Consider the following 26,688-nt stretch of genomic DNA (forward strand, 5'->3'; position numbering starts at 1 on the left):
GGGCGTGGAGCCGCTCGTCAACCCGGTCCGGGAGTACGCGTGGGGGTCACGCACGGTACTCGCGGAACTGCGCGGCGCACCGACGCCGAGCCCGCGGCCGGAGGCCGAGCTGTGGCTCGGCGCGCACCCGGCGGACCCGTCCCGGCTGCGCCGGGCGGGCGGGGACCGCCCGCTCACCGACGTCATCGCCGAGGACCCGGCCGGCGTCCTCGGGGCGGCGGTGCTGGACCGGTTCGGGCCGCGGCTGCCGTACCTGATGAAGGTGCTCGCCGCGGCGCAGCCGCTGTCGTTGCAGGCGCACCCGGACGCCGCCCGGGCGCGCGAGCGGTTCGCCGCCGGCGACCCGTCCTACACCGACCCGCACCACAAGCCGGAGCTGCTGGTCGCGGTGTCGACGTTCCGCGGGCTGTGCGGCTTCCGCCCGCCGGACCGGTCGGCGGAGCTGCTCGCCGCGCTGGCCGTGCCGGCCCTGGCGCCGGTGGTGGCGGACCTGCGCGCCGGCGACCTGGCGGCCGCGGTGACCACCCTGCTCACCTGGCCGGCGGCCGACCGCCCGGCCCTGCTCGCCGCGGTGACCGCCGCCCTCCCCGACCCGGCCGATGGCCTCCCGGGCCCGGCCACCGCCCCGCCCCTGCCCGGCGGCGCGACCATGTCCGCCGCCCCGCCCGACCCGGCTGCGGCCCGGCCTGCCGGCGGGGGGCCGTTCGCGGCCGAGTACGCGATGGCCGCCGCTCTCGCCGCCCGCTACCCGGCCGACGTCGGCGTGGTGGTGGCGCTGCTGCTGAACCTCGTCGCGCTCGCGCCCGGCGAGGCGATCTGGATGCCGGCCGGGAACCTGCACGCGTACCTGTCCGGCACCGGCATCGAGCTGATGGCCGCCAGCGACAACGTCCTGCGCGGCGGCCTGACCCCGAAGCACGTGGACGTGCCGGAGCTGCTGCACGTGCTGCGCTTCACCCCGCTGCCGGACCCGGTCCTGCGCCCCGAGCCGGTGGCGCCGGGCGTGCGCCGGTGGGCGGTCCCGGTGCCGGACTTCGCGCTGTACGAGGTCGTCCTGGACGCCGGCCGCCCGCAGGTGGAGCTGGACGCCCCCGGCCCGCGCACGCTGCTCTGCCTGACCGGCGCGATCGAGGCCGACGACGGCGCGAAGCCGCTGCCGCTGGCGGCGGGGGAGTCGGCGTTCGGCCGGGCGGCCGCGCCGCCGCTGCGCCTGCGCGGCGCCGGCACCGCCTACCTGGCCACCCCCGGCACCCCCTGACCGCCCCCGGGCCGGCCGACGGGCCGTGCCGCGGCGCCCGAGTGGGTCGGGCGCCGCGGCACGGGGATCAGCGGGCGACCCGCTGGCCGTAGATCTTGTTGTCCGTACCCCGGACGAAGACGTACAGGTACGTCCCCTCGGTGACCCCGCTCGGCGCCGCGCTGGTCGCCCCGCCGCCGGGCACCTCGGTCCACGTGGTCCAGGCGTTGTCCACCCGGTTGTTGCGGTAGATCCTGTTGTCGGTGCCGCGGGCCAGCAGGTACACGTCCTGCCGGTACGAGGTCAGGCCGAGGCCGTCGTTCGTCGCGCCGCCGCCCGCGACCTCCTTCCAGGTGTCCCACTCGCCGCGCCGGCTGCGCGAGGCGGCGTAGATCTTGTTGTCCGTACCCCGGACCGCGATGTGCACCCGGGTCCCCGCGGTGGTCGCCGCGAGCCCCGACGGCGTCGCGCCGCCGCCGGGCACCTCGGCCCAGCCGCCCCAGGTGCCGTTGGCCGCCCGGGTGTTCTCGTAGATCTTGTTGTCCGTGCCGCGCACGTACGCGTGCAGGACCTGCCGGTCGGCGGCGACCGCCGGGGTGTCCGGGGTGGCGCCGCCGCCGGGCAGCTCGCGCCAGCCGGACCAGCCGCCGGTGGCCAGGATGTTGGTGTAGATCTTGTTGTCGGTGCCCCGGACGACGAGGTGCAGCGCGTCGCCGATGACCGCCGCGGCCGGGCCGGACGGGGTGGCGCCGCCGCCGGGCACCTCCGACCAGCCGGTCCAGGTCACGCCGTTGAACCGGTTGAGGTAGATCCTGTCGTCGGTGCCGCGGACGAACACCCAGGTGTCGTCCTGGTACTGGACGCTGCCGGGCGCCGACGGGGTGGCGCCGCCGCTGGGCAGTTCGCCCCAGCCGACCGCCGCGGCGGTCAGCGGTACGGGGCCGGTCGGGGCGGCCGTCGCGGGCGCGGCGCCCGCGAGCAGGGCGCCGGTGAGCAGGGCCGCACCGGCGGCCAGCAGCGAACGTCGTGGGGTGGTGCCGAACATATGGGTCCCCCTTGGACACGCGTTGCGGGTGAATATCCCCCGTGATTGATCACTGTGGATGCTCAATCCGGATGCTAACGGCCCCGGCCCGGCGCCGCCGGGCGAGCCCGCGCGCGCCGGCGGACCGCCGCCGGCCGTGCGCAGGCCACGCGCCGCGGCGCGCCCGGCGGCCGCGGCGCCCGCCGGCGTGTCGCGCCGGGGCGTCCCCCGACCGGGCGCCGTACGCCCCGCGGGTGAGGCAGGGCGGCGGCAACGCGGGTGTCAAGTCATCCTTCGGGCTGTTTTGCCGGAAGGTCTTGACAAGAAGAATGCGTAGGGTAATTTGAAAAGTACGCAGCGTCATCGAGACGAATGGTCCGACGACGCGCGCGGGGTACCACTACCGGGGGGATGCACAGGGCGGTCGACACGTCGACCGCCCTGTGCGCATTCCGCCCCCACCCGGGCGGTGCCGGCCCCGCCCGCCCACCGCGCCGGGGTGTACCGCACCCGTTCGACCCCCGTCCCGGCGGGCGGATGTGGGCCGTGCCACGAGCCGGGGCCGAGGGCCGCGCGACGTGCGGGAAGTAGGGTGAGGGCGCCCGCCACACGTCGTACGGACAGGAGTCCCGATGACCAGCACGCTGACGCCGCGCCCGCAGACGGTCCGCGAGGGGGACCACAAGGTCGCCGATCTGTCGCTCGCCGCGTTCGGCCGCAAGGAGATCCAGCTCGCCGAGCACGAGATGCCCGGGCTGATGGCGGTCCGCCGGGAGTTCGCCTCGGCGCAGCCGCTGGCCGGCGCCCGGATCGCCGGCTCGCTGCACATGACCGTGCAGACCGCCGTGCTGATCGAGACGCTGGTCGCGCTGGGCGCCGACGTCCGCTGGGTGAGCTGCAACATCTTCTCCACCCAGGACCACGCCGCCGCGGCCGTCGTCGTCGGCCCCGAGGGCACGCCGGAGGAGCCGGCGGGCGTCCCGGTGTACGCGTGGAAGGGCGAGACCCTCGACGAGTACTGGTGGTGCACCGAGCAGCTCTTCCGGTTCGCCGACGGGCAGGGCCCGAACATGATCCTGGACGACGGCGGCGACGCCACCCTGCTCGTGCACAAGGGCGCGGAGTTCGAGAAGGCCGGCGCCGTACCGGCGACCGCGCCGACCGACAGCGAGGAGTACGGCGTCATCCTCGACGTCCTGCGCCGCTCGCTGGCCGACGACCCGAAGCGGTTCACCGCGATCGCCGCCGGCATCAAGGGCGTCACCGAGGAGACCACCACCGGCGTGCACCGGCTGTACGAGATGCAGCGCGACGGCCTCCTGCTGTTCCCGGCGATCAACGTCAACGACTCGGTGACCAAGAGCAAGTTCGACAACAAGTACGGCTGCCGGCACTCGCTGATCGACGGCATCAACCGCGCCACCGACGTGCTGATCGGCGGCAAGGTCGCGGTCGTCGCCGGGTACGGCGACGTCGGCAAGGGCTGCGCCGAGTCGCTGCGCGGCCAGGGCGCCCGGGTCGTCGTCACCGAGATCGACCCGATCTGCGCGCTCCAGGCCGCGATGGACGGCTACCAGGTCGCCCGGATCGAGGACGTCGTCGACACCGCCGACATCTTCATCACCGCCACCGGCAGCAAGGACGTGCTCACCGCCGAGCACATGGCCCGGATGAAGCACCAGGCGATCGTCGGCAACATCGGCCACTTCGACAACGAGATCGACATGGCCGGCCTGTACGCCCGCGCCGACGTCACCCGCGAGACCATCAAGCCGCAGGTGGACGAGTTCCGCTTCCCGGACGGCCACACGGTGATCGTGCTGAGCGAGGGCCGGCTGCTGAACCTCGGCAACGCCACCGGCCACCCGAGCTTCGTGATGTCGAACTCGTTCACCAACCAGGTGATCGCCCAGATCGAGCTGTACACCGACCCGGACCGGTTCCCGCTCGGCGTGCACATCCTGCCCAAGCACCTCGACGAGAAGGTGGCCCGGCTGCACCTGGACGCGCTCGGCGTCAAGCTGACCGAGCTGACCAAGGCGCAGGCCGAGTACCTGGGCATCCCGGTCGAGGGGCCGTACAAGTCGGAGCACTACCGGTACTGACACCGGACCGCCGACGGCGCCGGCCCCGCGGGGGCCGGCGCCGTCGCTTTTTCGGCCGCCCGCCGGCGGACCGCTCCCCGCCCGCGGGTGAATCGCCCGGTCAGCGGCCGGCTGTCCGGCTTGACGCGGCGCCGTGAGCCGGGGATAAGGTGAGGCTGCCCTTGCCGGGCGGCCGGTCAGCACTGCTGCGGGCGCCCGGTCGCCGGGTGGCCCGACCCTCCCGGCCGGGCGTGACCGACATCCTCCGGCCGCGGAGCGCGCCCATGAACCAGGCATCGTTCGCCACCTACCTCATCGGCCTCCGCGAGGGGCTGGAGGCGACCCTCGTGGTGAGCATCCTCGTCGCGTTCCTGGTCAAGTCCGACCGGCGCAAGCTGCTCCCGCCGGTCTGGCTCGGCGCCGGCGTGGCCGTCGCGCTGTCGGTCGCCGCCGGCACGCTGCTGACGTACACCAGCGCCTCGATCCGCGGGCAGGACCAGGAGCTGTTCGAGGCCGTCGCCTCGGTGCTCGCGGTCGTCTTCGTCACCTGGATGATCTTCTGGATGCGCCGCGCCGCCCGGGCCATGGGCGGCCAGCTCCGCGCCGGCCTGGACCGGGCCATCGCCGTCGGGCCGGTCGCCGTCGCCGGCTTCACCCTGCTCGCGGTCGTCCGGGAGGGCCTGGAGACCGCGCTGCTGTTCTTCTCCGCCGTCCAGGGCACGACCAGCGCCGTGCCGCTGATCGCGATCACGCTCGGCGTGCTGACCGCGATCGGCATCGGCTACCTGCTGTACGCGACGGCGGTGCGGATCAACCTGACCACCTTCTTCACCTGGACCGGGGCGCTGCTGGTGCTGGTCGCCGGCGGCATCCTCAAGTACGGCGTGCACGACTTCCAGGAGTCCGGCCGGCTGCCGGGCCTCAACGTCATCGCCTTCGACCTGACCCGCAGCGTGGACCCCGGCTCGTGGTGGGCGACGCTGCTCGCCGGCATGTTCAACCTGACCCCGCGGGCCACGGTGGCCGAGGTGGTCGCCTGGGTCGCTTACGTCGTCCCGACCATGCTCCTGTTCCTGCTGCCCGGCCGCCGGCCGGCGGCGACCCCCGACCGGCCGGCCGCCGCGCCGGCCGCCGGCTGAGCACAACCCCGCACCGAGGAGAGCCATGCGCGCGACCCGTACCCTGTCCCTGCTCGCCGCCGGCACGCTGGCCGCGAGCCTCGCGGGCTGCGGCGGCGACGGGCCGACCGGCCCCGCCGCCGACGCCATCGCCGTCACCTCGACCGACTCCGGCTGCGAGATCGGCCGCTCCGACGCCCCCGCCGGTACGGTCGTGTTCAGCGTGCGCAACACCGGCAGCAAGGTCACCGAGTTCTACGTGTACGCCCCCGGCGACAAGATCGCCGGCGAGGTGGAGAACATCGCGCCGGGCGTGAGCCGGGAGCTGCGGGTGCAGCTCGCCGCCGGGCCGTACCAGACCGCCTGCAAGCCGGGCATGGTCGGCGACGGCATCCGGACCGCGTTCACCGTCACCGCGACCGGCGCCGACCCGGCCGTCGACCCGGAGCTGACCGCGGCGGTGGCCCGGTACCGGGCGTACGTCAAGGAGCAGACCGCCCAGCTCCTCACGCTGACCGAGCAGTTCGTCGCCGCGGTCAAGGGCAACCGGATCGCCGCGGCCAAGGAGCTGTTCCCGCGGGCCCGCGAGCCGTGGGAGCGGATCGAGCCGGTGGCCGAGATCTTCGGCGACCTGGACCCGCGGATCGACGCCCGCGAGGCCGACCTGGAGCCGGGCCAGGCGTTCACCGGCTTCCACCGGATCGAGAAGGACCTGTGGGTCGCCAAGTCGGTGGCGAGGTCCGGGCCGACCGCCGACCGGCTGCTGGTCGACGTCAAGGAGATCGTCGCCAAGGCCAACGCCGAGGCGCTGACCCCGCTCCAGCTCGCCAACGGCGCCAAGGAGCTGCTGGACGAGGTCGCCACCGGCAAGATCACCGGCGAGGAGGACTTCTTCTCGCACACCGACCTGTGGGACTTCAAGGCCAACCTGGACGGCAGCAGGGCCGCGATCGACGCCCTGCGCCCCGTCCTCACCCAGCGCGACAGCGCCCTGGTCGGCCAGCTCGACGCCGCGTTCGCCGCCGCCTCGGCGGAGCTGGACCGGCACCGCGCCGGCGCCGGCTGGAAGCTGCACAACCAGCTCACCAAGGCCGACCTGAAGAAGCTGTCCGACGCCATCAACGCGCTCGCCGAGCCGGTGAGCCGGGTGGCGGCGGTCGTCAGCCGCTGACCGCCGACCCGACCCCGCCCCGCCGGGCCGGGTCGGTGACCGTCCGGGAGGGGACATGAGCGACGCGCAGCCCGCCGGGGTCCGCCGGCGCCGGCTCATCGCCGGCGCGGGGGTGGTCGGCGCGGTCGGGGTGGCCGCGGCCGGCGGCGCCCTGGCCCGCGACGCGCTGGCCACCGAGCACCCGTCGCCGGCCGCGGACGCGGTGCCGTTCCACGGCGCGCACCAGGCCGGCATCGTCACCGCCGCGCAGGACCGGCTGCACTTCGCCGCGTTCGACGTGGTCACCGCCGACCGGGACAAGCTGGTCGCGCTGCTGCGCGACTGGACGGCCGCCGCCGAGCGGCTGGCCGCCGGCCGCGACGCCGGCCCGGCCGGCGCGGTCGGCGGCCGCCCCGAGGCCCCGCCGGACGACACCGGCGAGGCGCTCGGCCTGCCGCCGGCCCAGCTCACCCTCACCGTCGGCTTCGGCGCCACGCTGTTCCGGGACGCCGCCGGGCGGGACCGGTTCGGCCTGGCCGCCCGCGAGCCGGCCGGGCTCGCCCCGCTGCCGCACTTCCCCGGCGACCGGCTGGAGCCGGCGTTCTCCGGCGGCGACCTGTGCGTGCAGGCGTGCGCGAACGACCCGCAGGTCGCCGTCCACGCGATCCGCAACCTGGCCCGGATCGGCTTCGGCACGGTGTCGCTGCGCTGGTCCCAGCTCGGCTTCGGACGGACGTCGGCCACCACCCGGGCGCAGGCCACGCCGCGCAACCTGATGGGCTTCAAGGACGGTACGGCCAACCTGCGCGCCGAGGACGGCGCGCTGCTGGACGAGCACCTGTGGGTGCAGCCGGCCGACGGCCCGCCCTGGCTGGCCGGCGGCTCCTACCTGGTGGCCCGGCGGATCCGGATGATGATCGAGACCTGGGACCGCACCCCGCTCGGCGAGCAGGAGACGATCATCGGCCGGACCAAGGGCAGCGGCGCCCCGCTGGGCGGCCGGGACGAGTTCGACCGCCCCGACTTCGCCGCGGCCGGCGGCGACGGCGAGCCGGTGATCCCCGCGGTCGCGCACGTCCGGCTGGCCCACCCCGACCACAACGCCGGCGCCCGGATGCTGCGCCGCGGGTACCACTTCGTCGACGGCTCCGACGGCCTCGGCCGGCTCGACGCGGGCCTGTTCTTCCTCGCCTTCCAGCGCGACCCGCGCCGGTCGTTCGTCCCGGTCCAGCGGGCGCTGGCCCGGGCCGACGTGCTCAACGAGTACATCCGGCACGTCGGCAGTGCCGTGTTCGCCTGCCCGCCGGGCGTGCGCGAGCCGGGCGACTTCTGGGGCCGGGCGCTGTTCGGCTGACCGGCGGGCGGGAGCACCCGCGCGGGTGCGAACCGGCCCGGCCGCGCCGCCGCTCGGGGCGGCGGGCACCACGCCCGCGGCGCGAGGTGGAATATTGGACGCCATGAGAGCGCGCGTTCTGGTGGTCGACGACGATCCGGCCCTGGCCGAGATGCTGGGGATCGTGCTGCGCAGCGAGGGCTTCCAGCCCTCGTTCGTCGCCGACGGCGAGCGGGCGCTGGCCGCGTTCCGGGACGCCCGCCCCGACATCGTCCTGCTCGACCTGATGCTGCCCGGAATGAGCGGGATCGACGTCTGCCGGGCCATCCGGGCCGAGTCCGGTTTGCCGATCGTCATGCTGACCGCCAAGAGCGACACCGTGGACGTGGTGCTCGGGCTGGAGTCCGGCGCCGACGACTACGTGGTCAAGCCGTTCAAGCCCAAGGAGCTGGTCGCCCGGATGCGGGCCCGGCTGCGCCGGGGCGAGGACGCCGCGCCCGAGGTGCTCACCGTCGGCCCGACCGGCAACCAGATCACCATCGACGTACCGGCGCATACCGTCACCCGGGACGACGCCGAGGTGAAGCTGACCCCGCTGGAGTTCGACCTGCTCGTGGCCCTGGCCCGCAAGCCGCGCCAGGTGTTCACCCGGGAGGTCCTGCTGGAGCAGGTCTGGGGGTACCGGCACGCCGCCGACACCCGGCTGGTGAACGTGCACGTCCAGCGCCTCCGCGCCAAGATCGAACCGGACCCGGAGCGGCCGGAGATCATTCTGACCGTGCGGGGCGTGGGGTACAAGGCCGGCACGGGCTAGCCTGGAGGGCACCGTGACACCGTCCGTCGATGCCGCCGTGCCGGAGTCCGAGTCGCCCGAGTCGCCGACGCCCGCGCCCCGACCGGTACCGGCCGGGCTGCTGCGCCGGCTCACCGCGCGCCGGCCGCCCGTACGCCGGGCGGTCCGGCTCGCCGTGCGCATGGCCCGGCTCGCCGTGCGCCGCGGCCGGCACCGGCTGCGCCGGCTCGTCGCCGCGCTGCGGCTGGTCTGGCGGCGCTCGCTCAGCGTCCGGATGGTGTCGATCACCATGGTCGCGGCGACCGTGCTGGTCGCCTCCTTCGGGTACCTGGTGGCCTGGCGGTCCGGCCGGATCCTCATCGAGGGCACCGCCGCCGACGTGCGCACCCGGATCGCCTCCGGCGTCACGTACGCCAAGGACCAGGTCTCGGTGCACGGCCACCCGGCCGACCCGCGGCTGCCGGCGACCCTGTCCGACGCCGCGTTCTTCCTGGCCGGCAGCTCCAGCCAGCCCGGCGACCCGATCGTCGCGTTCAAGTCGCGCGGCCTGCCGTCGCTGCCGGTGCAGGCGTCGCAGGGCGCGGTCGACGTGAGCCCGCTGATCAGCCCCGAGCTGGAGCGCCAGGTCGCCGAGGAGAACCGGATGGCGTACCAGGTGCGGACCGCCAACGTGACCGGCGAGCCGATGAAGTACCTCGTGTACGGCGCGCCGCTGCCCACCCGGTTCGGCAAGTTGGAGCTGTACTACTTCTGGCCGCTGACCACCCAGGACGACTTCGCCCGGCAGATCCAGCTCACCGTACTGGTGACCGGGATCGCCCTGATCGCCCTGCTCGCGGTCCTGGCCAACCTCGTCACCCGGATGGTGGTGAACCCGGTCCGGGTGGCCGCCCGGACCGCGCAGCGGCTCTCCGCCGGCCTGCTCGACCAGCGGATGAGTGTGCACGGCGAGGACGACCTGGCGCTGCTCGCGGCGTCGTTCAACCAGATGGCGGCGAACCTCCAGCGGCAGATCGTCCGGCTGGAGGAGATGTCCCGGCTCCAGCGCCGGTTCACCTCGGACGTCTCGCACGAGCTGCGCACCCCGCTGACCACCGTCCGGATGGCCGCCGACCTGATCTTCAGCGAGCGGGAGACGTTCGACCCGGCCGTGCAGCGCAGCGCCGAGCTGCTCCAGGCCGAGCTGGACCGGTTCGAGAGCCTGCTCTCGGACCTGCTGGAGATCAGCCGGTTCGACGCCGGCTTCGCGGTCCTCGACCTGGAGCCCACCGACATCGTCGCCGTGCTGCGCCGGGTGGTCGACCAGTTCGACGGGCTGGCCGCCTCGGCCGGCGTCGCGGTGCGGATCGCGCTGCCGGACGGCTCCGTGATCGCCGACGTTGATCCGCGCCGGATCGAGCGGGTGCTGCGTAACCTGGTCGGCAACGCGATCGAGCACGCCGAGGGGCGGCCGGTCGACGTCACGCTCGCCGCGGGCGACGCCGCGGTGGCGATCGCGGTCCGGGACCGCGGCGTCGGCCTGAAGCCGGGGGAGGAGAAGCTCGTGTTCAGCCGGTTCTGGCGGGCCGACCCGTCCCGCGCCCGGCAGACCGGCGGCACCGGCCTCGGCCTGTCGATCAGCCTGGAGGACGCGCGCCTGCACGGCGGCTGGCTGGAGGCGTGGGGCACGCCCGGCGGCGGCGCGCAATTCCGGCTCACCCTGCCGCTGCGCGGCGGCGACCGGCTGATCGCCGCGCCGCTGCCGCTGGTCCCGGCCGACGCGGCCGTCACCGAGGGCGTCGGCCGCCCGGACGACCCGGCGGCACTGCCGTGAGGCCGCGCGCGGGCGCCCCGCGACCCGGCGGCGGTGCGACCGGCGGCGGTACGACCGGTCGCCGCGCGGCCGCGCGGCGCGTCGGCTGGCTGCTCGCCGCGGTGCTCGGGCTCGCCGGCTGCGGCGTGCCCGGCAGCGGCGACGTCGTCGTGCAGGAGCGGGTCGGCGAGGCGCAGGTGCCCTCCGGCGACGAGGGGACGTGGCCGCTGGCCGAGCGGGCCTCGATCACCGACCCGCAGGAGTTCCTGCGCAACCTGCTCTCGGCCACCGCCGGCGACCCGAGCCAGGCCGCCGCGCGCGTCCGGACGTTCGCCGACCCGCGGCTGCGCGACCGCTGGCAGCCGCCGCCGACCGTGCACCTGGTCGAGGTCGAGGGCAAGCCGATCATCGACCAGCGGGTCGGCGGCTTCGACGCCACCGTCGAGGTGATCCACCTCGGCGAGCTGTCCGACAAGGGCGTGGTGCTGCCCCGGGAGCGGCAGCGGCGCACGTACGTGTTCCGGCTCAGCCTCGGCCCCGACGGCCTGTACCTCACCGACGCGCCGCCGGTGCTGCTGCTGCCGACCACCGACCTGCAGCAGTACTTCGAGCGGCGCACGCTGTACTTCTGGTCCACCGACGGGCAGTACCTCGTGCCCGACGTGCGGTACCTGTCCCGCCGCGACGTGCCGCGCGCCCAGTGGGCCACCCAGCTCGTCCAGTGGCTGCTCACCGGCCCGTCGCCGCTGATCCGGCCGGTGGTCCGGCCGACCGACGCGGACCTGGTCGGCAACGTGATCTCCGGCGGCAGCCGGTGGACGGTCAACCTGTCCCGGGCGCCGTTCACCGACGCCACCCGGATCGCCACCCAGCTCCGCTGGACGCTGGCCGAGCCGTCCGGCCGGGCCGACCCGGTGTCGTTGCAGGTCGGCCGGGACCGGGTGACCGACGAGGACAGCCGGTACCTGGCCGCGAACGCCGCGTACCGGGCGCAGGACCCGGCCCCGCTGTGCGTGCTGGGCGGCCGGGTCCGGCAGATCGGCACGCTGCCGCCCGGCGCGGTCTCGGTGCCGTCGCTGCCGGCCGGGTACCGGGGTGTGCTCAAGGCCGCGTACCAGCGGCTCGGCAACGCTCGGTACGCGGCGGTCGTCCGGGTCGCCGGCCGCGGCCGGTACACCGTGGACATCGGCACCGGCGACGCGAACCTGTTCCAGCACGTCCGGCCGACCCTGCTGCGCGCGCGGGCGATCGGGCAGCCGGCGTGGGTACCCACCCGGGCGCTGGCGCTGGTCATCGCCGACGGCCGGCTGTACGCGCTGCGCCCCCGCACGTCCACGGTCCGCCCGGTCGCCGGGGCGCCCGCCGGGACCACCGCGGTCGCGGTCGCCCCGGACGGCCGCCGGGTGGCGTTCATCGCCGGCGGCCAGCTCTACACCGCCGGCCTCGCCGCCGACGGGCCGACCGTGTCGCTGGCCAACCGGGTCCGGCTGCCGCTCAGCCAGCTCACCGACCCGACGGCGGTGGCCTGGATCGAGCAGAGCCGGTTCGCGGTCACCGGCCGGCAGCCGCGGATCGGGCAGACCCAGGCGTGGGCGATGAGCGCGGACGGCGCGCTCCAGGAGCCGCTGCAACTGCCCACCCAGGGCCTCGGCACGGTACCGGTGACGCAGCTCGTCGGGGTGGCCGACGACCCGTCCGACGGCAGCGCGCCGGGCCCGCTGATGTACGAGGCCAACCGGCTCAGCTACCAGGAGCTGGGCGGCGCCCCGGTCACCGCCGAGCGGGTGCTGGCCCCCGGCCCGGACGCCGACAAGCTCGGCTACCCGACCGCCCCGTTCTTCCTGAGCTGACCATGCCCGAGCCGCCCGCCCCCGAGCCGGCCACGCCGCCCCCGGTCCGCGGCGGGCCGGTCATGAGGGCCGAGCCGGCCGTGGCCGAGCCGGTGCCCGCGTGATGGTCGGGGCGCGGGTGCCGCGGTCCTGGCTGCGCGTCGCCGCCGACGTGCGCGACCTGCTGCTGTCGGCCGGCTGCGCGGGCTGCGGCGGCGCCGGCGACCTGCGGTACGAGGCGTGCCCGGCGTGCGTGCGGGCCTGCGCGGCGGCCGTGCCGCACCCGGTCGCGCCCGACCCGGCGCCGCCCGGCCTGCCGCCGGTCGTCGCCGTGGACAGCTACGGTGGGGCGCTGCGCGGGCTGCTGCTGGCGTACAAGGAGCACGGCGCGCACCGGCTCGCCGTCCCGCTCGGGGCGCTGCTGGCCGGCGCGGTGCGGGCGGCCGCGCCGGGGCGGGGGCCGGTGCTGCTGGTACCGGTGCCGAGTACCGCCCGGGCGGCCCGTGAGCGGTTCGGCGACCACCTGGCCCGGGTGGCCCGGCAGGCCGCGCGGCGGCTGCGCGCCGACGGCGTGCCGGCGGCGGTGGCGCGGGTGCTGCGCACCGGCGAGCGCCCCGACTCGGCGGGCCTCGGCGCGGCGGAGCGGCGGGCGGTGGCCCGCGCGGCGATCGGCCTGCGCCGCCCGGTGCCGCCCGGCGCGGGGCGGCTGGTCATCGTCGACGACGTGCTGACGACGGGGGCGACGCTGGCGGCCTGCGCGGCCGTCCTGCGGGCCGCGGGCACCCCGGCGCACGGCGCGGCCGTGCTGGCGGCCACCCCGCGGCGGATCCCCATTGTCCCCCGCCGGGAGCCCCGGATACCGCGGCAACGCGAAGATTTCCCGGGGAATGTAATGCGAACTTGGGATGACGATCCCCGAACCGCGGGCTAGCGTCGAGGTACGGGTTCCGCCCCGGCTCCGGTCTCGACACGGATTCCGCCCCGGTGACGCCGCTCGCCGGGGAATTCTCCCCGGGCCACCGAGCCGGTCACTAGCGAGCGGGAGGTCACGTGGAGATTGTCGTCAAGGGCCGCAACGTCGAGGTCCCCGAGCACTATCGGGAGCATGTCGCGGAGAAGCTGCAGAAGGTCGAGCGGTACGACCAGAAGCTGATCCGGATCGACGTCGAGCTTTATCACGAACGCAACCCCCGGCAGGCCGACAACTGCCAACGGATCGAGATCACCTGCTTCACGCGCGGACCGGTCATCCGCGCCGAGGCCACCGCCAAGGACTTCTACAGCGCGCTGGACCTCGCCATCGCCAAGGTCGACACCCGGATGCGCCGGTCGGCCGACCGGCGGCGGCTGGAGCGCCGTCACCGGTTGCCGATCGCGCAGGTCGCCGCGACGGTCGGGACGCCGCCGCCGGTGCCCGCACTGGTCCCCGACCAGGAGCCGCACGACGACCAGCCGTGGCACCTCGTCCGGGAGAAGGAGCACCCGGCCGACCCCATGACGATCGACGATGCCCTGTTCCAGATGGAGCTGGTCGGGCACGACTTCTACCTGTTCCTGGACAAGGAGAGCGGCCGGCCGAGCGTCGTCTACCGCCGGCGCGGCTACGACTACGGCGTCATGTCGCTCGCCGAGCCCGCCTGACGCGAACCCCTTGATCGCGGGGCGGCGTGCGCGCCGCCCCGCGATTGTCAGCCGCAGGCCACCGGCGCGACCTCGACGCGCAGCACGTTCACCCCCGGCTCGGCCACGGGGGAGACCCAGCTCGCCGCCGTACCGGTCGTCGCGACCGTCACCGTCTCGTCCACCACCAGCGGCGGCGCCGCCGCGCCGCACGCCGCGGCGAGCGGCGGGCCCGCCGGCAGCGGCGGGGTGCGCCACGGCACGCCGCGGCCGAACTCGGCCACCATCGGCCCGTGCAGCGGCGTGCGCAGCGAGACGGTCGCCGCACCGAGGGACGCGTCCAGCCGCCCCTCGCCCGTGGCGTCCGCGGCCAGCAGGGCGGCGCCCTCGACGTGCAGCCCGGTCACCCGGTACGCCCCGCCCGCCGGCGGCGTGATCGGCAGCCGCACCCGGCAGGTGCGCTCGACCCGGCGCTGGCCGGGCTCGTCGCCGACCGAGGCGTGGAACTTCTCCAGCAGGTACGCGTACCGGCCGGGCCCCTCGGCGTACGGTGTGACCTCGTGCCCGCCCGCGCAGCCGGAGCCGCCGACCACGGTGGCCGGGCCCGCGGTGGGCGCCGGCGGGTCCGCGGCCGGGGCCGCCGCGGCGGCGCCCGCCACCGCCGCGCCCGCCCCCGCGGCCAGGGCCATGACCCCGTTCCTCATCAGCGACTTTCCGGACATCGGATGACACCGCCCTCTGCTGCTCGGCAACGGTTCCGTCATCCGGGCTACCCGGCCGCGCGGTTCGGTAACGGCGAGCGTGTCCCTCGCCACAATCCGTCGCGACCCCCTCGGCGCGGCCGGGGCGGGGCGGGCCGGCGTCAGGGTGCCGGGCGCAGCCACTCCGGGAGCAGGGCGAACAGCACGTCGTCGGTGCGCCGGCCGCCGGGGCCGGGGAGCTGCCCGACCGCGTACCCCTCGCGCCGGAAGCCCGCCCGCTCCAGCGTGCGCTGCGAGCCGACGTTGTCCGGCCCGGCACCCGCGACCAGCCGCGCGATGCCGATGTCGAACGCCCACCGGGCCAGCAGCGCCGCCGCCCGGGTGGCGTACCCGCGGCCGCGCCACGCCGGCAGCAGCGAGTACCCGATCATCGCCTCGCCGATCTGCGGCGCCCGGTAGTACAGCCCCAGGTCGCCGGCCACCGCGCCGGTCGCGGCGTCGAGGACCAGCACGTCGGCCCTGGTCCCGGCGAGCCAGTGCGCGGGGGCCCGCTCGCACCGCTCGACGGTGTCGGCCAGCGGCGGCGGTACCGGCGGCACGCTCGTGACGACCACGTCGGGCAGCGAGCGCAGCGCGTGCAGGGCATCGGCGTCGGCCGGGCCGAGCGGGCGCAGCGCGACCACGCCGTCGGTCAGCCCCGCCGCGGGCGGGTCGGGCAGCAGCCGCGGTACCGGCCGCCCGTCGTCGGTGGCCAGCCGGGCCCACACGACGGTGTCGTGCCGGCGCCCGTCGACGCCGCGCAGGACGCCGCGGCGCTCGCCCTCGCGCCGGAACCCGGTCGCGGCGGCGACCCGCTGGCTGCCGATGTTCGCCCACAGCGCCTGCAACTCGATCCGGCCGAGGCCCGCGGCGAAGCCGTGCGCGACGGCGGCCCGGGTCGCGGCGGTGGCGACGCCGCGGCGGCGGGCGTCGGGGCAGATCCAGTACCCGACCTCGGCCTGCGCCCGCCCGTCGTTGGACACCCGCAGCCCGAACCCGCCGAGCAGCTCGTCGGTGTCCGGGTCGGCGATGGCCCAGCTGTGCCGGCCGGTGGCCCGCTCGGCGACGGCGCCGTCGCGCACCCAGGCCAGGGCGATCCCCTCGTCGTACGGCCGGGGCATCGCCGGCATGAACCGCTGGGTCTGCGGGTCCCCGGCGCCGGCGACCACCCGCGGGGCGTCCGCCTCCCGGTACGGGCGCAGCCGCACCCCGTCGCCGTCCACGACCTCGGCCAGTTCCACGTGCGTCCCCCGTCCGCGTCAGGCGGGCTCGGCCCGCGCCGGTTCCCGGCCGGCGGCCGGCCCGGGATCCCGCTCGGCGGCCGGCTCCCACCGGTCGGTGGCGAGCCGGGCGGCCCGCCAGCAGTCCCGCCGCGCGCCGCGGTCGAGGAACCGGCTGACGCCCTCCTCGACGAAGCCGGCCCGCAGTGCCGCCCGCCGGGACGCCTCGTTGCCGACGTAGGCGTGCCACTCGATCCGGTCCAGCCGCAGCGCCGCGAACCCCCAGTCCGACGCCGCCCGCAGCATCGCCGTGGCCAGCCCGCGGCCGCGGGCGTGCGGCGCGACGGCGTACCCGCAGCCCCAGTCGCCCGGCCACACCGGGACCAGGGCCAGCAGCTTCATGTGCCCGAGGAACCGGTCGGCCGGGTCCGCGGCGACCATGATCACCTGGTCGCCGGCCGCCCAGCCCGCCGCGGCGGCGCGCAGCGAGTCGTCGGCCCGCTCGGCCGGTTCGCGGCCGGTGTCGAACAGCCACTCCCGGCTGTCCGGGTCGGCGTACGTGGCGATCCAGTCGGCGCGGTCGGCGGGGCGCGGCGGGCGCAGCGTGAACGGCTCGCCGCCGGCGGTCCGCGCGGCCAGCGTGGGCTGCGGCGCGCCGAACAGGGCGGCCCGCGCGGCGGCGGCGCTGCCCGGCGCGGCGGGGCGGTCCGGGCCGCCGTCGGTCAGCTCGCCGGCCAGCAGGGTGGCGGTCCACTTATCGACCTCCGGCGGCGCGGCCCGGCCGACGCCCTCGAACCGGAAGCCCAGCCGCGCGGCGACGAGCTTGGAGGCGTGGTTGCCGACATCGGCCCGCCAGTCCACCCGGCGGAGCCCGAGGGTGGCAAACGCCCAGCCCAGCAGAGCCCGGGCGGCCCGCTCGGCCACCCCGGCGCCGCGGGCGGGCGCGGCTGTCCAATATCCGACTTCCGCCGCGCCGGCGGCGCGGTCCAGCCGGACCAGGCCGCAGGACCCGAGCAGCGCGCCGGAGTCGGCGGCGAACACGCCCAGGTGCACGCCGGTGCCGGCCGCCAGCGCCGCGGGAGCCACGTCGAGGATGAAGCTGTCGGCGTGTTCGCGCAGGTAGGGGCTGGGGACGGTGGTGAACCGGGGGATCATCGGGTCCTGGCACGCGGCCGTCAGCGCGGGTGCGTCGGCCGGGCGCCAGGGGCGCAGTACGAGGCCGTCGGCGGCGATCTCCGGGGGCTCCATCGCCCGATCATCGCGGGAATGACCGGCGGCCTCCACCGGTTTATCGACCGGCGTACGGTCGTGTCCGTCGTGTCGGGTTCTGCCCGCGGTGGACGCGGGGGCCGCGGGTCCGCCTACGATGGGGCGGTTGACAGGGTAGGGAGCGCAGAGCCGTGACGATGTTGGAAAAACTCCTCCGTGCCGGAGAGGGCCGCCTGCTGCGGCGGCTTAAGGCCGTCGCCAACGCGGTCAACTCGATCGAGGACGACTACACCGGCATGACCGACGAGGAGCTGCGGGCCCAGACGGAGGAGTTCCGGTCCCGCCACGCCGACGGCGAGTCGCTCGACGCCCTGCTCCCCGAGGCGTTCGCCGTCGCCCGCGAGGCGGCCTCCCGGGTGCTCGGCCAGCGGCACTACGACGTGCAGGTCATGGGCGGCGCGGCGCTGCACTTCGGCAACATCGCCGAGATGAAGACCGGTGAGGGCAAGACCCTGACCTGCGTGCTCCCGGCGTACCTCAACGCGCTGTCCGGCGAGGGCGTGCACGTCATCACCGTCAACGACTACCTGGCCCAGCGCGACGCCGACTGGATGGGCCGGGTGCACCGCTTCCTCGGGCTGAGCGTCGGGGTCATCCTGCCCAACCAGACCCCCGCCCAGCACCGGGCCGCGTACGAGTGCGACATCACGTACGGCACCAACAACGAGTTCGGCTTCGACTACCTGCGCGACAACATGGCCTGGTCCGCCGAGGACCTGGTCCAGCGCAGCCACAACTTCGCCATCGTCGACGAGGTCGACTCGATCCTCATCGACGAGGCCCGCACCCCGCTGATCATCTCCGGCCCGGCCGAGCACTCGGCCCGCTGGTACAGCGAGTTCGCCCGGGTGGTCAAGCGGATGGAGCGCGGCGAGGCCGGCAAGGACGGCCAGCCCGGCACCGGCGACTACGAGGTCGACGAGGCCAAGCGCACCATCGCCGTCACCGAGCGCGGCGTGGCCAAGGTCGAGGACCGGCTGGGCATCGACAACCTGTACGAGTCGGTCAACACTCCGCTCGTCGGCTACCTGAACAACGCCATCAAGGCCAAGGAGCTGTACAAGCGGGACAAGGACTACATCGTCAACGACGGCGAGGTGCTGATCGTCGACGAGTTCACCGGCCGCATCCTGCACGGCCGCCGGTACAACGAGGGCATGCACCAGGCCATCGAGGCCAAGGAGGGGGTGGAGATCAAGCAGGAGAACCAGACCCTCGCCACGATCACCCTCCAGAACTATTTCCGGCTGTACGGCAAGCTGTCCGGGATGACCGGTACCGCGCAGACCGAGGCCGGCGAGTTCAACAAGGTCTACCAGGTCGGCGTGGTCACCATCCCGACCCACCGGGACATGCAGCGGCTCGACCGGTCCGACGTCATCTACCGGACCGAGAAGGCCAAGTACGAGGCGCTGGTCGAGGACATCGCCGAGCGGCACGCCAAGGGCCAGCCGGTGCTGGTCGGCACGGTGTCGGTGGAGAAGTCCGAGATCCTCAGCCAGCTCCTGCGCCGGCGCGGGGTGCAGCACAACGTGCTGAACGCCAAGTACCACGCCCGCGAGGCCGAGATCATCGCCCAGGCGGGCCGCAAGGCCGCCGTCACGGTCGCGACGAACATGGCCGGCCGCGGCACCGACATCCTGCTGGGCGGCAACCCCGAGTACCTGGCCGCGGCCGAGCTGCACCAGCGCGGCGTCAGCGCCGAGGAGCAGCCGGAGGAGTACGAGAAGGCGCTGGCCGACGTGCTGCCGCAGTTCAAGGAGCAGTGTCGGGCGGAGGCCGAGGAGGTCACCGGCGCCGGCGGCCTGTACGTGCTCGGCACCGAGCGGCACGACTCCCGCCGGATCGACAACCAGCTCCGCGGCCGCTCCGGCCGGCAGGGCGACCCTGGCGAGTCCCGGTTCTACCTGTCGCTGCAGGACGAGCTGATGCGCCGCTTCCGGTCCGCGGCCGTCGAGTCGATCATGACTCGGCTGAACGTCCCGGAGGACGTGCCGATCGAGTCCAAGATGGTCTCGAAGCAGATCAAGAACGCGCAGACCCAGATCGAGGCGCAGAACGCGGAGATCCGCAAGAACGTCCTCAAGTACGACGAGGTCATGAACAAGCAGCGCGTCGTGATCTACGAGGAGCGCCGCCGGGTGCTCAACGGCGAGGACATGCACGACCAGGTCCGGCCGATGATCGACGACCTGGTCACCGCGTACGTCACCGGCGCGACGGCCGAGAAGTACCCCGAGGACTGGGACCTCGACCAGCTCTGGACCAGCCTCAAGCAGGTCTACCCGGTCGGCGTGACCATCGAGGAGCTGGAGGACGAGGCCGGCGACCGCGCCGCCATGGACACCGACTTCCTCGTCGAGCGGATCAAGGCCGACGCGCAGGAGGCGTACGCCAACCGCGAGGAGGAGCTGGGCGCCGAGGCGCTGCGCGAGCTGGAGCGCCAGGTGCTGCTCTCGGTGATCGACCGGAAGTGGCGCGAGCACCTGTACGAGATGGACTACCTCCAGGAGGGCGTCGGCCTGCGGGCGTACGCCCAGCGCGACCCCGTGGTGGAGTACCAGCGCGAGGGCTTCGACATGTTCGCGCAGATGATGGAGGGCATCAAGGAGGAGGCCGTCGGCTTCCTGTTCAACCTCGAGGTCAAGATCGAGGAGGCCCCGGAGATCACCCTGGACCCGGAGGCCGCGGTCGACCTCAACGCCGACGCGGCGCCGGTGGGCATCTCGGCCAAGGGCCTGGGCGGCGGCGACCGGCAGCGGAACCTCCAGTACACCGCGCCGACGATCGACGGCGCGGCCGGCAGCGGGGCCCCGCAGGTGGCCCGGGAGACGCCGGCCGGCGAGGGCGGGGCGGCGCGGACGTCGGGCGGCGGCGGGCCGTCGCGCAACGCGCCGTGCTACTGCGGCTCGGGCAAGAAGTACAAGCGTTGTCACGGTGCCTCGGCGTAGCCGAGGTGGCGTGACAACGCCGGCCGGGAAGTACAAGCGTTGCCGCGGTGCCTCGGTCTGAGCCGGGGTGGCGTGACAACGCCGGCGCTTCCGTCTGGCTGATCTTTCGAAGGGCGTCCCATCGCGGGGCGCCCTTCGTCATGGCGTCGGGCGCGGGGTCGCGCCGATCAGCTCCGCCGCCGTCGCGCGCCAGGCCTCGCCGCGCCGCTCCAACCGGAAGGCCAGCGCCCGCGCCCCGCCCGGCACCGCCAGCGTCGCCGCCACCTCCACTACGCCCGGCCGCACCGTGGACAGGTGCAGGCTGGCCAGCCGCACCCGACCCCCGCCCGGCCGCCCCGCGGGCCGCCGCCCGGCCCGCCCGGCGCCCGGCCGCGGCAGCCGGGGCAGCGCCCGCAGGTGGGCCCGGCCGTCCAGCGCCGCGGCGAGCAGGCCGGGCAGCGCCGCCGGGTCGGCGACCGGCGCGAGGTGCCCGGCGGGCCGCCGCTCGTCGAGGATCTCGGCGTACCGGGTGGCGAACCGCCAGGCCGCCAGCCGCTCCGCGCCCACCCCCGGCCCGGCCGCCGCGCCATCGCCGGCCGGCCGCGCCGCGGCGGCCGGCCGGCCGGCGGCGGCGAGGGGGAGCTGGCCGGGGACGTCCGGCGCCGGGGCGCGGGTGTCGGCGTACGGCGGCTCGGTGCGCGGCACCCGCCGGATCCGGACGGGCGCGGCGGACGGTCCGATCCGGACCGCCGTACGGGCAGCCGGCATGTGCACCCCCGGACGGATCCGCCCGCCCCGGCCGGGTACGGCGAATCCTTGCGTTTGCCTACGTTTGCCTTCGACAAGCTAGCAACGCCGTCCGAAGTGGTCAATGCCGCACCCGCCCGCATCGGCGGGCGGGAAGAAAAGAGGGTCAGTCCTCGGCGCCGAGCGGGTTGTCCCGCACCCAGGCGGCGGTCTCGGCGTACTTGCGCGCGATGTACTCCTCCAACTGCGCGCGCTCCACCCGCCACTGCCCGCGCCCGCCGATCTTGATCGCGGGCAGCTCGCCACTGCGGACCATGTGGTACACCTGCGAGTCCGACACGTTCAGCTCGGCCGCGACATCGGCGAGCAGGAGAAACCGCGACTCCACGCCGGACCTCCCTCCGCCCGCCCCACCCGGCTCCGCACCGCCCGACCCTGCCCAGCCGGCTCCGCACCGCCCGACCGCGCGCCGCCCGGCTCCGTGCCACCGGCTTCGCGCCCGCCCGACCCGGTACCGCCCCGGCTCCGTGTCGCCCGGCCCGGCGACCGGGTCACGGGTCCCGGTGCCACCCGGCGGGTCGACATCGGGCCGGGCTCCGCCCGCGCCGGGCGCACCGCGCACTAGTGTCGCACCGGGCCGGCAACCCGACGGCCGTACCCCGACCGCACCGAGGTGATCCCCCATGGCCGACGCCACGCGCGTCTACCTGCCGGCGACCGCGGCGACGCTCGCCGTGCTGCGCGACACCGGCGCGCTGCCCGTACCGGACGCGGCCGCGCACGCGGTCACCCCGGCGCTGCGCGAGTGGTACGCCGAGGGCGACGAGGAGGAGCTGGAGTACGTCGCCTTCACCCGGGCCGCGCAGGGCGCGCTGGCGCTGCTCGCCGCCGACCCCGCCGCCCCGCGCCGCCGCGCGGTCGTCGCCGCCGACCTGCCCCCGGCGGCGGTCGACGGCCGGGGCCGGGAGCTGGGCAGCAGCGAGGTCGGCGTCGCGGGCGCGGTGCCGCTGGCGGCGGTGGCGGCGATCCACCTGGACACCGAGGAGGCGGTGCCGGACGTGACCGCCGCGGTCGACGCGCTGCCGGCGGCGGAGGCGGGGGACGAGGACGCCCGGTTCACCGTCGACGCGGTCGAGGACCACGACCTCGCCTGGTACGACCCGACGGAGCTGCCCCACCTGGACTGACCCGCCGGCCCGGCCCGCCGGCGGCGGGTGAGCCGCGGCCGGCGGGTGCGGGGCGGGTCAGTCGGGCGGCGGCGGGACGGTGCGGGGCAGGGTCCGGCCGAACAGGATCAGCGCGGTGATCGCACCGACGAACAGCACCACCAGCGCGTTGTTCAGCCGGGAGCCGTCCAGCCAGCCCTGGAGCGTGGCGTCGGCGTCGCTCAGGCCGCGGGTCAGCGCGATCAGCTTCGCCCCGCCGACCCGGGTGAGCGCCTCGCCGACCAGCAGCACCAGGCCGGGCGCCGCCCCGGCGACCAGGTACCGCGGCCACCGCCCGCCGCGCCGCCCCAGCCAGGCGAACGCCACCGCCCCGGCCACCAGCCCGCACAGCACCGCGGACAGCACCGCGAACCGCCCCTCGGCCGCGACCCGGCCGGCGGGGTCGTCCCCGCCGCCGAGCAGGCCCCGGATCGGCTCCTTGGCCAGCCCGAGCAGCAGCCCGGCGGCGCACACCGCGAGCGCGGCCAGCACCCCGGCGGCGAGCGCCCGGGGCAGCCGCGGCCAGGCCAGCCCGCCGCCCACCACGGCGGCGGCGGCCAGGGTGGCGGCCACCAGCGTCCGGTGCGGGTCGCCGCCCGCGGCGGCCACGACCGCGCCGCCGGCCGCGCCGGCCACGAGCAGCCCGGCGGTCAGCGCCAGCGCGCAGCGGGCCGCCGCCGGCCGTACGGCCGGCGGGTCGGCCGCCCGCAGCGCGAGCAGGGCGACGGCCGCCCCGGCCAGGATCCCGGCGGCGACGATGCCCGGCAGCGAGAACGCCGTGGCGGCCAGCGCGACCGCGCCGGTCTGCCCGCTGACGGTCGCCCGGGCGGAGATCAGCGTGCCGGCGAGCCAGGCCAGGGCCAGGGCCGCCAGGGCCAGCGCGGCGGGCCGGCGCTCGGGCCACGGCGGGGGCGCGGCGGCCGGCACCGGGGTCGCGATTGTCTCCTGCGTCACGCTTGTCCTCTCCTGCCGCAGCGGTGGGCGCCAGGCTACGCGGCGTCGCTGACAGGGGTGGCGGCCCGGGCCGCCGGGCGTGGCAGGATGAGGGCGTCGCCGGTTCCGTAATAGGAGAGTGTCCATGGATTCCGTGTTCGCCGTACCCGAGCCGCGCAACGAGCCGGTGCGCGACTACGCCCCCGGCACGCCGCAGCGCGACAGCCTCGCGGCCCGGCTGGCCGAGCTGGCCGGCGAGCGGCTCGACCTGCCCATGACCATCGCCGGCGAGCAGCGGATGGCGGGCGGGGACCGGTTCGACGTGGTCCAGCCGCACCGGCACGCGCACGTGCTCGGCGTCGCGGGCAACGCCACCCACGCCGACGCCGAGGCCGCCGTGGCCGCGGCCCGGGAGGCGGCACCGCAGTGGCGGCGGCTGTCGTACGAGGACCGGGCCGCGATCTTCCTGCGCGCCGCCGACCTGCTGGCCGGGCCGTGGCGGGACACGCTCAACGGCGCGACCATGCTCGGCCAGTCGAAGACCTGCTACCAGGCCGAGATCGACGCCGCCTGCGAGTTGATCGACTTCCTGCGGTTCAACGTGCACTTCGGGCGCAAGCTGCTGGCCGAGCAGCCGCTGTCCTCGCCGGGCATGTGGAACCGGTTCGACCACCGGCCGCTGGAGGGCTTCGTCTACGCGGTCACCCCGTTCAACTTCTCCGCGATCGCCGGCAACCTGCCCGCCGCGCCGGCCCTGCTGGGCAACACGGTGGTCTGGAAGCCCGCGTCGACGCAGATGTTCGCGGCGCACTTCACGATGCGGCTGTTCGAGGCCGCCGGCCTGCCGCCCGGCGTGATCAACCTGGTCACCGGCGACGGGATCGCGGTCTCCGACGTGGCGCTGGCCGACCCCGACCTGGCCGGCATCCACTTCACCGGCTCGACGCGGGTGTTCCAGCACCTGTGGCGGACGGTCGGCGAGAACATCGACAAGTACCGCACGTACCCGCGGCTGGTCGGCGAGACCGGCGGCAAGGACTTCGTCTTCGCCCACGCCAGCGCCGACGCCGACATGCTGCACACGGCGCTGATCCGGGGCGCGTTCGAGTACCAGGGGCAGAAGTGCTCGGCGGCCTCCCGGGCGTACGTCCCGCGGTCGCTGTGGAGCGCCGGGCTGCGCGACCGGCTGGCGGCCACCGCGGAGTCGCTGACGTACGGCGACGTGACCGACTTCGCCAACTTCGGCGGCGCGGTGATCGACGCGCGGTCCTTCGCCCGCAACAGCGAGGCGCTGGACCGGATCAAGAACTCGTCGAGCTGCACGGTCGTCGCCGGCGGCACGGCCGACGACCGCGAGGGGTACTTCGTCCGACCGACCGTGGTCGAGGGCAGCGACCCGGCGCACGAGGTCTTCACGACCGAGTACTTCGGGCCGATCCTCGGCGTGCACGTCTACGACGACGCCGACTGGCGGTCGGTGCTGGCCCAGGCGGAGTCGGCGGCGCCGTACGCGCTCACCGGCTCGGTCTTCGCCACGGACCGGCGGATCGTGGCCGAGGTGAGCGAGGAGATGCGCTTCGCGGCCGGCAACTTCTACATCAACGACAAGCCGACCGGGGCCGTGGTCGGGCAGCAGCCGTTCGGCGGCGGCCGGGCCTCCGGCACCAACGACAAGGCCGGCTCCTGGCACAACCTGGCCCGCTGGATCTCCCCGCGGACGATCAAGGAGACCTTCGCGGCGCCGGTCGACCACCGGTACCCGCACATGGACTGAGCAGGGCCGATGGGCGGGCGGCCCCCGGTGACCGGGGCGCCGCCCGCCGTCGTAATTGTGATCTCTATCGCACTGACTTCGGGGCCGATGATCGGCGTACCGTCACGAGCATGAGCACCGGTGAGAGCGAGTACGGCGGCACCGCCAACGAGGGCCTGGTCGACTTCGGCGAGCAGGGCGGGCGGCTGACGTACGGCACCTACCTGCGGGTGGGGGAGCTGCTCTCCCAGCAGGCGCTGGAGTCCGACCCGGCGGCCCACGACGAGCTGCTGTTCATCACGATCCACCAGGTGTACGAGCTGTGGTTCAAGCTCGTTCTGCACGAGCTGACCGACGCCCGGGACCGGATGCTGGCCGGCGAGGCGTACCAGCCGCGGGTCCGGCTGGAGCGCTGCCACGTGATCGAGCGGACGCTGGTCGGCCAGGTCGACGTGATCGACACGATGACCCCGCAGGACTTCGTGGTGTTCCGGCACAAGCTGGCCCCGGCGTCGGGCTTCCAGTCGGCGCAGTTCCGGGAGATCGAGTTCCTGTCCGGCGCCAAGGACCCCGGCTACCTGCGCCGGTTCAAGGGCCTCTCGGACGAGGAGCAGGCCCGGCTCAACCGCCGGCTGGCCGAGCCGAGCCTGTGGGACGGGTTCCTGGCCGTACTGGTCAAGGCCGGCTTCCCGGTCGGGACCGAGGACGAGCGGGTGGCCGCGTACCGGGCGATCGCCGCCGACCGGGAGCGGCACGGCGCGCTCTGGGACCTCGCCGAGGCCATGGTGGCGCACGACCAGGCGTGGGCGCTGTGGCGGTCCCGCCACGTGATCATGGCCGAGCGGCAGATCGGGACCAAGATCGGTACGGGCGGCTCGGCGGGCGGCGACTACCTGCGCTCGCGCACCCCGATCCGCTTCTACCCGGAACTCTGGGAACTCCGCTCCCACCTCTGACCGCCCCGCCCCGCCCCGCACGCCCCGGCCGCGGCCCGGCGGCGGCCCCGTCGCCCGACGTCGGCCGCCCGGTCCGTGGCCGTTCGCCGTCCGGCGCCACGCCGGGGGTGTCGGTGGTGGAGCGGCGCCGGCGGCGCCGGCCGGGGTACCAGACGGCCCCGCCGCCTCCGCCGACCCGCCCAAGGCAAACCGGGTGAAATACCCTAAAGAGGGTCGTTTGTCACTCTTGGGGGAGAGGGGTCCTGTGCAGACTGTCGGGCGTTGACAGTCCACTGCGGAAAACGCCAAAAGCAAAAAATCGGATATCCTGGACCTAGCTCCTGAATCATGGCAATTTGGAGACATGGCAGATTCTGGAATCAACCCGACCGCTGCTGCCCTGTTGGGTCTGCTGCACAGCGGTCCGATGACCGGCGGCCAGCTCATGGCCGAGGCCGAGCGCCGGCTCGGCCCGTACTGGTCGATGACCCGCAGCCAGGTGTACCGGGAGCTGCCGGTCCTGGCCGACCTCGGCTACGTCCGGCTCGGCAAGCCCGGCCCGCGCTCCTCCCAGCCGTACGCGATCACGGCCGCCGGCAAGCGCGCGTTCAGCAAGTGGCTCAGCGAGCAGCCCGGCCGCGACGCGCTGCGCAACCCGACCGCGCTGCGCGTCGCGTTCGCCCAGCAGCACAGCGCCACCCAGCTCAAGCAGCTCAAGGACGGCGCGCAGGAGTACCACACCGACGCCGTCGGCCGGGTTCGTGAGCAGGCCAAGGAGGCCCGCAAGGCCGGCGACGAGCACGGCGCCTCGGCGCTGGAGTTCGCCGTGGCGTACCACAAGGCCGCGCTGAGCTGGCTCAAAACCGTCTGACCCATCCGCCACGGACGGGCCGCGGGCGCACGCGCGCCGGCGGCCCGTCCGGCGTCGGTGCGGGTCGACCGGCCCCGGTACCGGCGCCCCGTGCCGGTAGGCTGG

General features: G+C 75.3%; 22 protein-coding genes. 15 read left to right on the forward strand and 7 right to left on the reverse strand.

Annotation, left to right across the window (positions count from 1 at the left end; all coding sequences use genetic code 11):
• The first annotated feature begins 4 nt into the window (after positions 1-4).
• On the forward strand, positions 5-1,258 hold the full coding sequence (gene manA / locus IEY94_RS19575) for a mannose-6-phosphate isomerase, class I (protein WP_189171690.1): 1,254 nt from the start codon (positions 5-7) through the stop codon (positions 1,256-1,258).
• Between the two features lie 67 nt (positions 1,259-1,325).
• Here the strand turns inward: manA and IEY94_RS19580 are convergent, their stop codons facing one another.
• Complete coding sequence (locus IEY94_RS19580; RefSeq protein WP_189171691.1) at positions 1,326-2,282, reverse strand: DUF8189 domain-containing protein; 957 nt, start codon at positions 2,280-2,282, stop codon at positions 1,326-1,328.
• Positions 2,283-2,893: 611 nt separating this feature from the next.
• On the opposite strand from IEY94_RS19580, the gene ahcY reads away from it, so the two are divergent.
• The 9 genes from ahcY to hpf all read left to right on the forward strand — a co-directional run bounded on the left by ahcY (position 2,894) and on the right by hpf (position 14,001).
• Positions 2,894-4,366: an adenosylhomocysteinase gene (ahcY, locus tag IEY94_RS19585; protein WP_189171692.1), complete on the forward strand. Its 1,473-nt coding sequence runs from the start codon at positions 2,894-2,896 to the stop codon at positions 4,364-4,366.
• A gap of 263 nt (positions 4,367-4,629) precedes the next feature.
• Entirely contained in the window at positions 4,630-5,484 is an 855-nt protein-coding gene (gene efeU / locus IEY94_RS19590; RefSeq protein WP_189171693.1) for an iron uptake transporter permease EfeU, read from the forward strand.
• Between the two features lie 25 nt (positions 5,485-5,509).
• Entirely contained in the window at positions 5,510-6,634 is a 1,125-nt protein-coding gene (gene efeO / locus IEY94_RS19595; RefSeq protein WP_189171694.1) for an iron uptake system protein EfeO, read from the forward strand.
• A gap of 55 nt (positions 6,635-6,689) precedes the next feature.
• A complete protein-coding gene (gene efeB, locus IEY94_RS19600; protein ID WP_189171695.1) occupies positions 6,690-7,967 on the forward strand; it encodes an iron uptake transporter deferrochelatase/peroxidase subunit in 1,278 nt (425 codons plus the stop codon).
• A gap of 103 nt (positions 7,968-8,070) precedes the next feature.
• A complete protein-coding gene (gene mtrA, locus IEY94_RS19605) occupies positions 8,071-8,760 on the forward strand; it encodes an MtrAB system response regulator MtrA (RefSeq protein ID WP_189171696.1) in 690 nt (229 codons plus the stop codon).
• 160 nt (positions 8,761-8,920) lie between these two features.
• The gene (gene mtrB, locus IEY94_RS19610; protein WP_189171778.1) at positions 8,921-10,552 is read left to right on the forward strand and encodes an MtrAB system histidine kinase MtrB; all 1,632 of its coding nucleotides are present in this window, start codon (positions 8,921-8,923) and stop codon (positions 10,550-10,552) included.
• The gene (locus IEY94_RS19615; RefSeq protein ID WP_189171697.1) at positions 10,549-12,381 is read left to right on the forward strand and encodes an LpqB family beta-propeller domain-containing protein; all 1,833 of its coding nucleotides are present in this window, start codon (positions 10,549-10,551) and stop codon (positions 12,379-12,381) included. Before mtrB ends, IEY94_RS19615 begins: the two co-directional genes overlap by 4 nt.
• Positions 12,382-12,484: 103 nt before the next feature.
• Positions 12,485-13,291 (forward strand): ComF family protein, encoded by an 807-nt coding sequence (locus IEY94_RS19620; RefSeq protein ID WP_189171779.1) that lies wholly within the window; start codon positions 12,485-12,487, stop codon positions 13,289-13,291.
• A 119-nt stretch (positions 13,292-13,410) separates the two neighbouring features.
• Complete coding sequence (hpf, locus tag IEY94_RS19625) at positions 13,411-14,001, forward strand: ribosome hibernation-promoting factor, HPF/YfiA family (protein WP_189171698.1); 591 nt, start codon at positions 13,411-13,413, stop codon at positions 13,999-14,001.
• Between the two features lie 47 nt (positions 14,002-14,048).
• Here the strand turns inward: hpf and IEY94_RS19630 are convergent, their stop codons facing one another.
• The 3 genes from IEY94_RS19630 to IEY94_RS19640 form a co-directional block, all read right to left on the reverse strand.
• Positions 14,049-14,684, reverse strand: a complete 636-nt coding sequence (locus IEY94_RS19630) for a DUF4360 domain-containing protein (RefSeq protein WP_189171699.1) — start codon at positions 14,682-14,684, stop codon at positions 14,049-14,051.
• A 158-nt stretch (positions 14,685-14,842) separates the two neighbouring features.
• On the reverse strand, positions 14,843-15,961 hold the full coding sequence (locus IEY94_RS19635) for a GNAT family N-acetyltransferase (RefSeq protein WP_189171700.1): 1,119 nt from the start codon (positions 15,959-15,961) through the stop codon (positions 14,843-14,845).
• Between the two features lie 18 nt (positions 15,962-15,979).
• A complete protein-coding gene (locus IEY94_RS19640; protein WP_189171701.1) occupies positions 15,980-17,188 on the reverse strand; it encodes a GNAT family N-acetyltransferase in 1,209 nt (402 codons plus the stop codon).
• A gap of 152 nt (positions 17,189-17,340) precedes the next feature.
• On the opposite strand from IEY94_RS19640, the gene secA reads away from it, so the two are divergent.
• Positions 17,341-20,160 (forward strand): preprotein translocase subunit SecA, encoded by a 2,820-nt coding sequence (gene secA / locus IEY94_RS19645; RefSeq protein WP_189171702.1) that lies wholly within the window; start codon positions 17,341-17,343, stop codon positions 20,158-20,160.
• A 138-nt stretch (positions 20,161-20,298) separates the two neighbouring features.
• Here the strand turns inward: secA and IEY94_RS19650 are convergent, their stop codons facing one another.
• On the reverse strand, positions 20,299-20,907 hold the full coding sequence (locus IEY94_RS19650; RefSeq protein ID WP_189171703.1) for an Rv3235 family protein: 609 nt from the start codon (positions 20,905-20,907) through the stop codon (positions 20,299-20,301).
• A gap of 145 nt (positions 20,908-21,052) precedes the next feature.
• Positions 21,053-21,274: a helix-turn-helix transcriptional regulator gene (locus tag IEY94_RS19655; protein ID WP_189171704.1), complete on the reverse strand. Its 222-nt coding sequence runs from the start codon at positions 21,272-21,274 to the stop codon at positions 21,053-21,055.
• 295 nt (positions 21,275-21,569) lie between these two features.
• Between IEY94_RS19655 and IEY94_RS19660 the strand changes: the two genes are divergently transcribed.
• Positions 21,570-22,073, forward strand: a complete 504-nt coding sequence (locus IEY94_RS19660) for a DUF6912 family protein (RefSeq protein ID WP_189171705.1) — start codon at positions 21,570-21,572, stop codon at positions 22,071-22,073.
• Positions 22,074-22,130: 57 nt separating this feature from the next.
• Here IEY94_RS19660 and IEY94_RS19665 read toward each other — a convergent pair whose 3' ends face one another.
• Positions 22,131-23,045 (reverse strand): hypothetical protein, encoded by a 915-nt coding sequence (locus IEY94_RS19665; RefSeq protein ID WP_189171706.1) that lies wholly within the window; start codon positions 23,043-23,045, stop codon positions 22,131-22,133.
• Positions 23,046-23,169: 124 nt separating this feature from the next.
• Between IEY94_RS19665 and pruA the strand changes: the two genes are divergently transcribed.
• From pruA to IEY94_RS19680, 3 genes are all read left to right on the forward strand, one after another.
• Positions 23,170-24,798 (forward strand): L-glutamate gamma-semialdehyde dehydrogenase, encoded by a 1,629-nt coding sequence (gene pruA / locus IEY94_RS19670; RefSeq protein ID WP_189171707.1) that lies wholly within the window; start codon positions 23,170-23,172, stop codon positions 24,796-24,798.
• A 110-nt stretch (positions 24,799-24,908) separates the two neighbouring features.
• Positions 24,909-25,733 (forward strand): tryptophan 2,3-dioxygenase, encoded by an 825-nt coding sequence (locus tag IEY94_RS19675; RefSeq protein WP_189171708.1) that lies wholly within the window; start codon positions 24,909-24,911, stop codon positions 25,731-25,733.
• A 343-nt stretch (positions 25,734-26,076) separates the two neighbouring features.
• On the forward strand, positions 26,077-26,583 hold the full coding sequence (locus tag IEY94_RS19680; protein WP_189171709.1) for a PadR family transcriptional regulator: 507 nt from the start codon (positions 26,077-26,079) through the stop codon (positions 26,581-26,583).
• Positions 26,584-26,688: the final 105 nt, after the last annotated feature.

The sequence above is a fragment of the Pilimelia anulata genome, from assembly GCF_014647895.1.
In the GTDB taxonomy this organism is placed as follows: domain Bacteria; phylum Actinomycetota; class Actinomycetes; order Mycobacteriales; family Micromonosporaceae; genus Pilimelia; species Pilimelia anulata.

What these genes read in the sequence shown, in the direction of transcription:
- IEY94_RS19580 (WP_189171691.1), bottom strand. Translation starts at nt 2,282, where the DNA reads ATGTTCGGCACCACCCCACGACGTTCGCTGCTGGCCGCCGGTGCGGCC.
- ahcY (WP_189171692.1), top strand. Translation starts at nt 2,894, where the DNA reads ATGACCAGCACGCTGACGCCGCGCCCGCAGACGGTCCGCGAGGGGGAC.
- efeU (WP_189171693.1), top strand. Translation starts at nt 4,630, where the DNA reads ATGAACCAGGCATCGTTCGCCACCTACCTCATCGGCCTCCGCGAGGGG.
- efeO (WP_189171694.1), top strand. Translation starts at nt 5,510, where the DNA reads ATGCGCGCGACCCGTACCCTGTCCCTGCTCGCCGCCGGCACGCTGGCC.
- efeB (WP_189171695.1), top strand. Translation starts at nt 6,690, where the DNA reads ATGAGCGACGCGCAGCCCGCCGGGGTCCGCCGGCGCCGGCTCATCGCC.
- mtrA (WP_189171696.1), top strand. Translation starts at nt 8,071, where the DNA reads ATGAGAGCGCGCGTTCTGGTGGTCGACGACGATCCGGCCCTGGCCGAG.
- mtrB (WP_189171778.1), top strand. Translation starts at nt 8,921, where the DNA reads ATGGCCCGGCTCGCCGTGCGCCGCGGCCGGCACCGGCTGCGCCGGCTC.
- IEY94_RS19620 (WP_189171779.1), top strand. Translation starts at nt 12,485, where the DNA reads ATGGTCGGGGCGCGGGTGCCGCGGTCCTGGCTGCGCGTCGCCGCCGAC.
- IEY94_RS19630 (WP_189171699.1), bottom strand. Translation starts at nt 14,684, where the DNA reads ATGAGGAACGGGGTCATGGCCCTGGCCGCGGGGGCGGGCGCGGCGGTG.
- IEY94_RS19640 (WP_189171701.1), bottom strand. Translation starts at nt 17,188, where the DNA reads ATGGAGCCCCCGGAGATCGCCGCCGACGGCCTCGTACTGCGCCCCTGG.
- IEY94_RS19650 (WP_189171703.1), bottom strand. Translation starts at nt 20,907, where the DNA reads ATGCCGGCTGCCCGTACGGCGGTCCGGATCGGACCGTCCGCCGCGCCC.
- IEY94_RS19660 (WP_189171705.1), top strand. Translation starts at nt 21,570, where the DNA reads ATGGCCGACGCCACGCGCGTCTACCTGCCGGCGACCGCGGCGACGCTC.
- pruA (WP_189171707.1), top strand. Translation starts at nt 23,170, where the DNA reads ATGGATTCCGTGTTCGCCGTACCCGAGCCGCGCAACGAGCCGGTGCGC.
- IEY94_RS19675 (WP_189171708.1), top strand. Translation starts at nt 24,909, where the DNA reads ATGAGCACCGGTGAGAGCGAGTACGGCGGCACCGCCAACGAGGGCCTG.
- IEY94_RS19680 (WP_189171709.1), top strand. Translation starts at nt 26,077, where the DNA reads ATGGCAGATTCTGGAATCAACCCGACCGCTGCTGCCCTGTTGGGTCTG.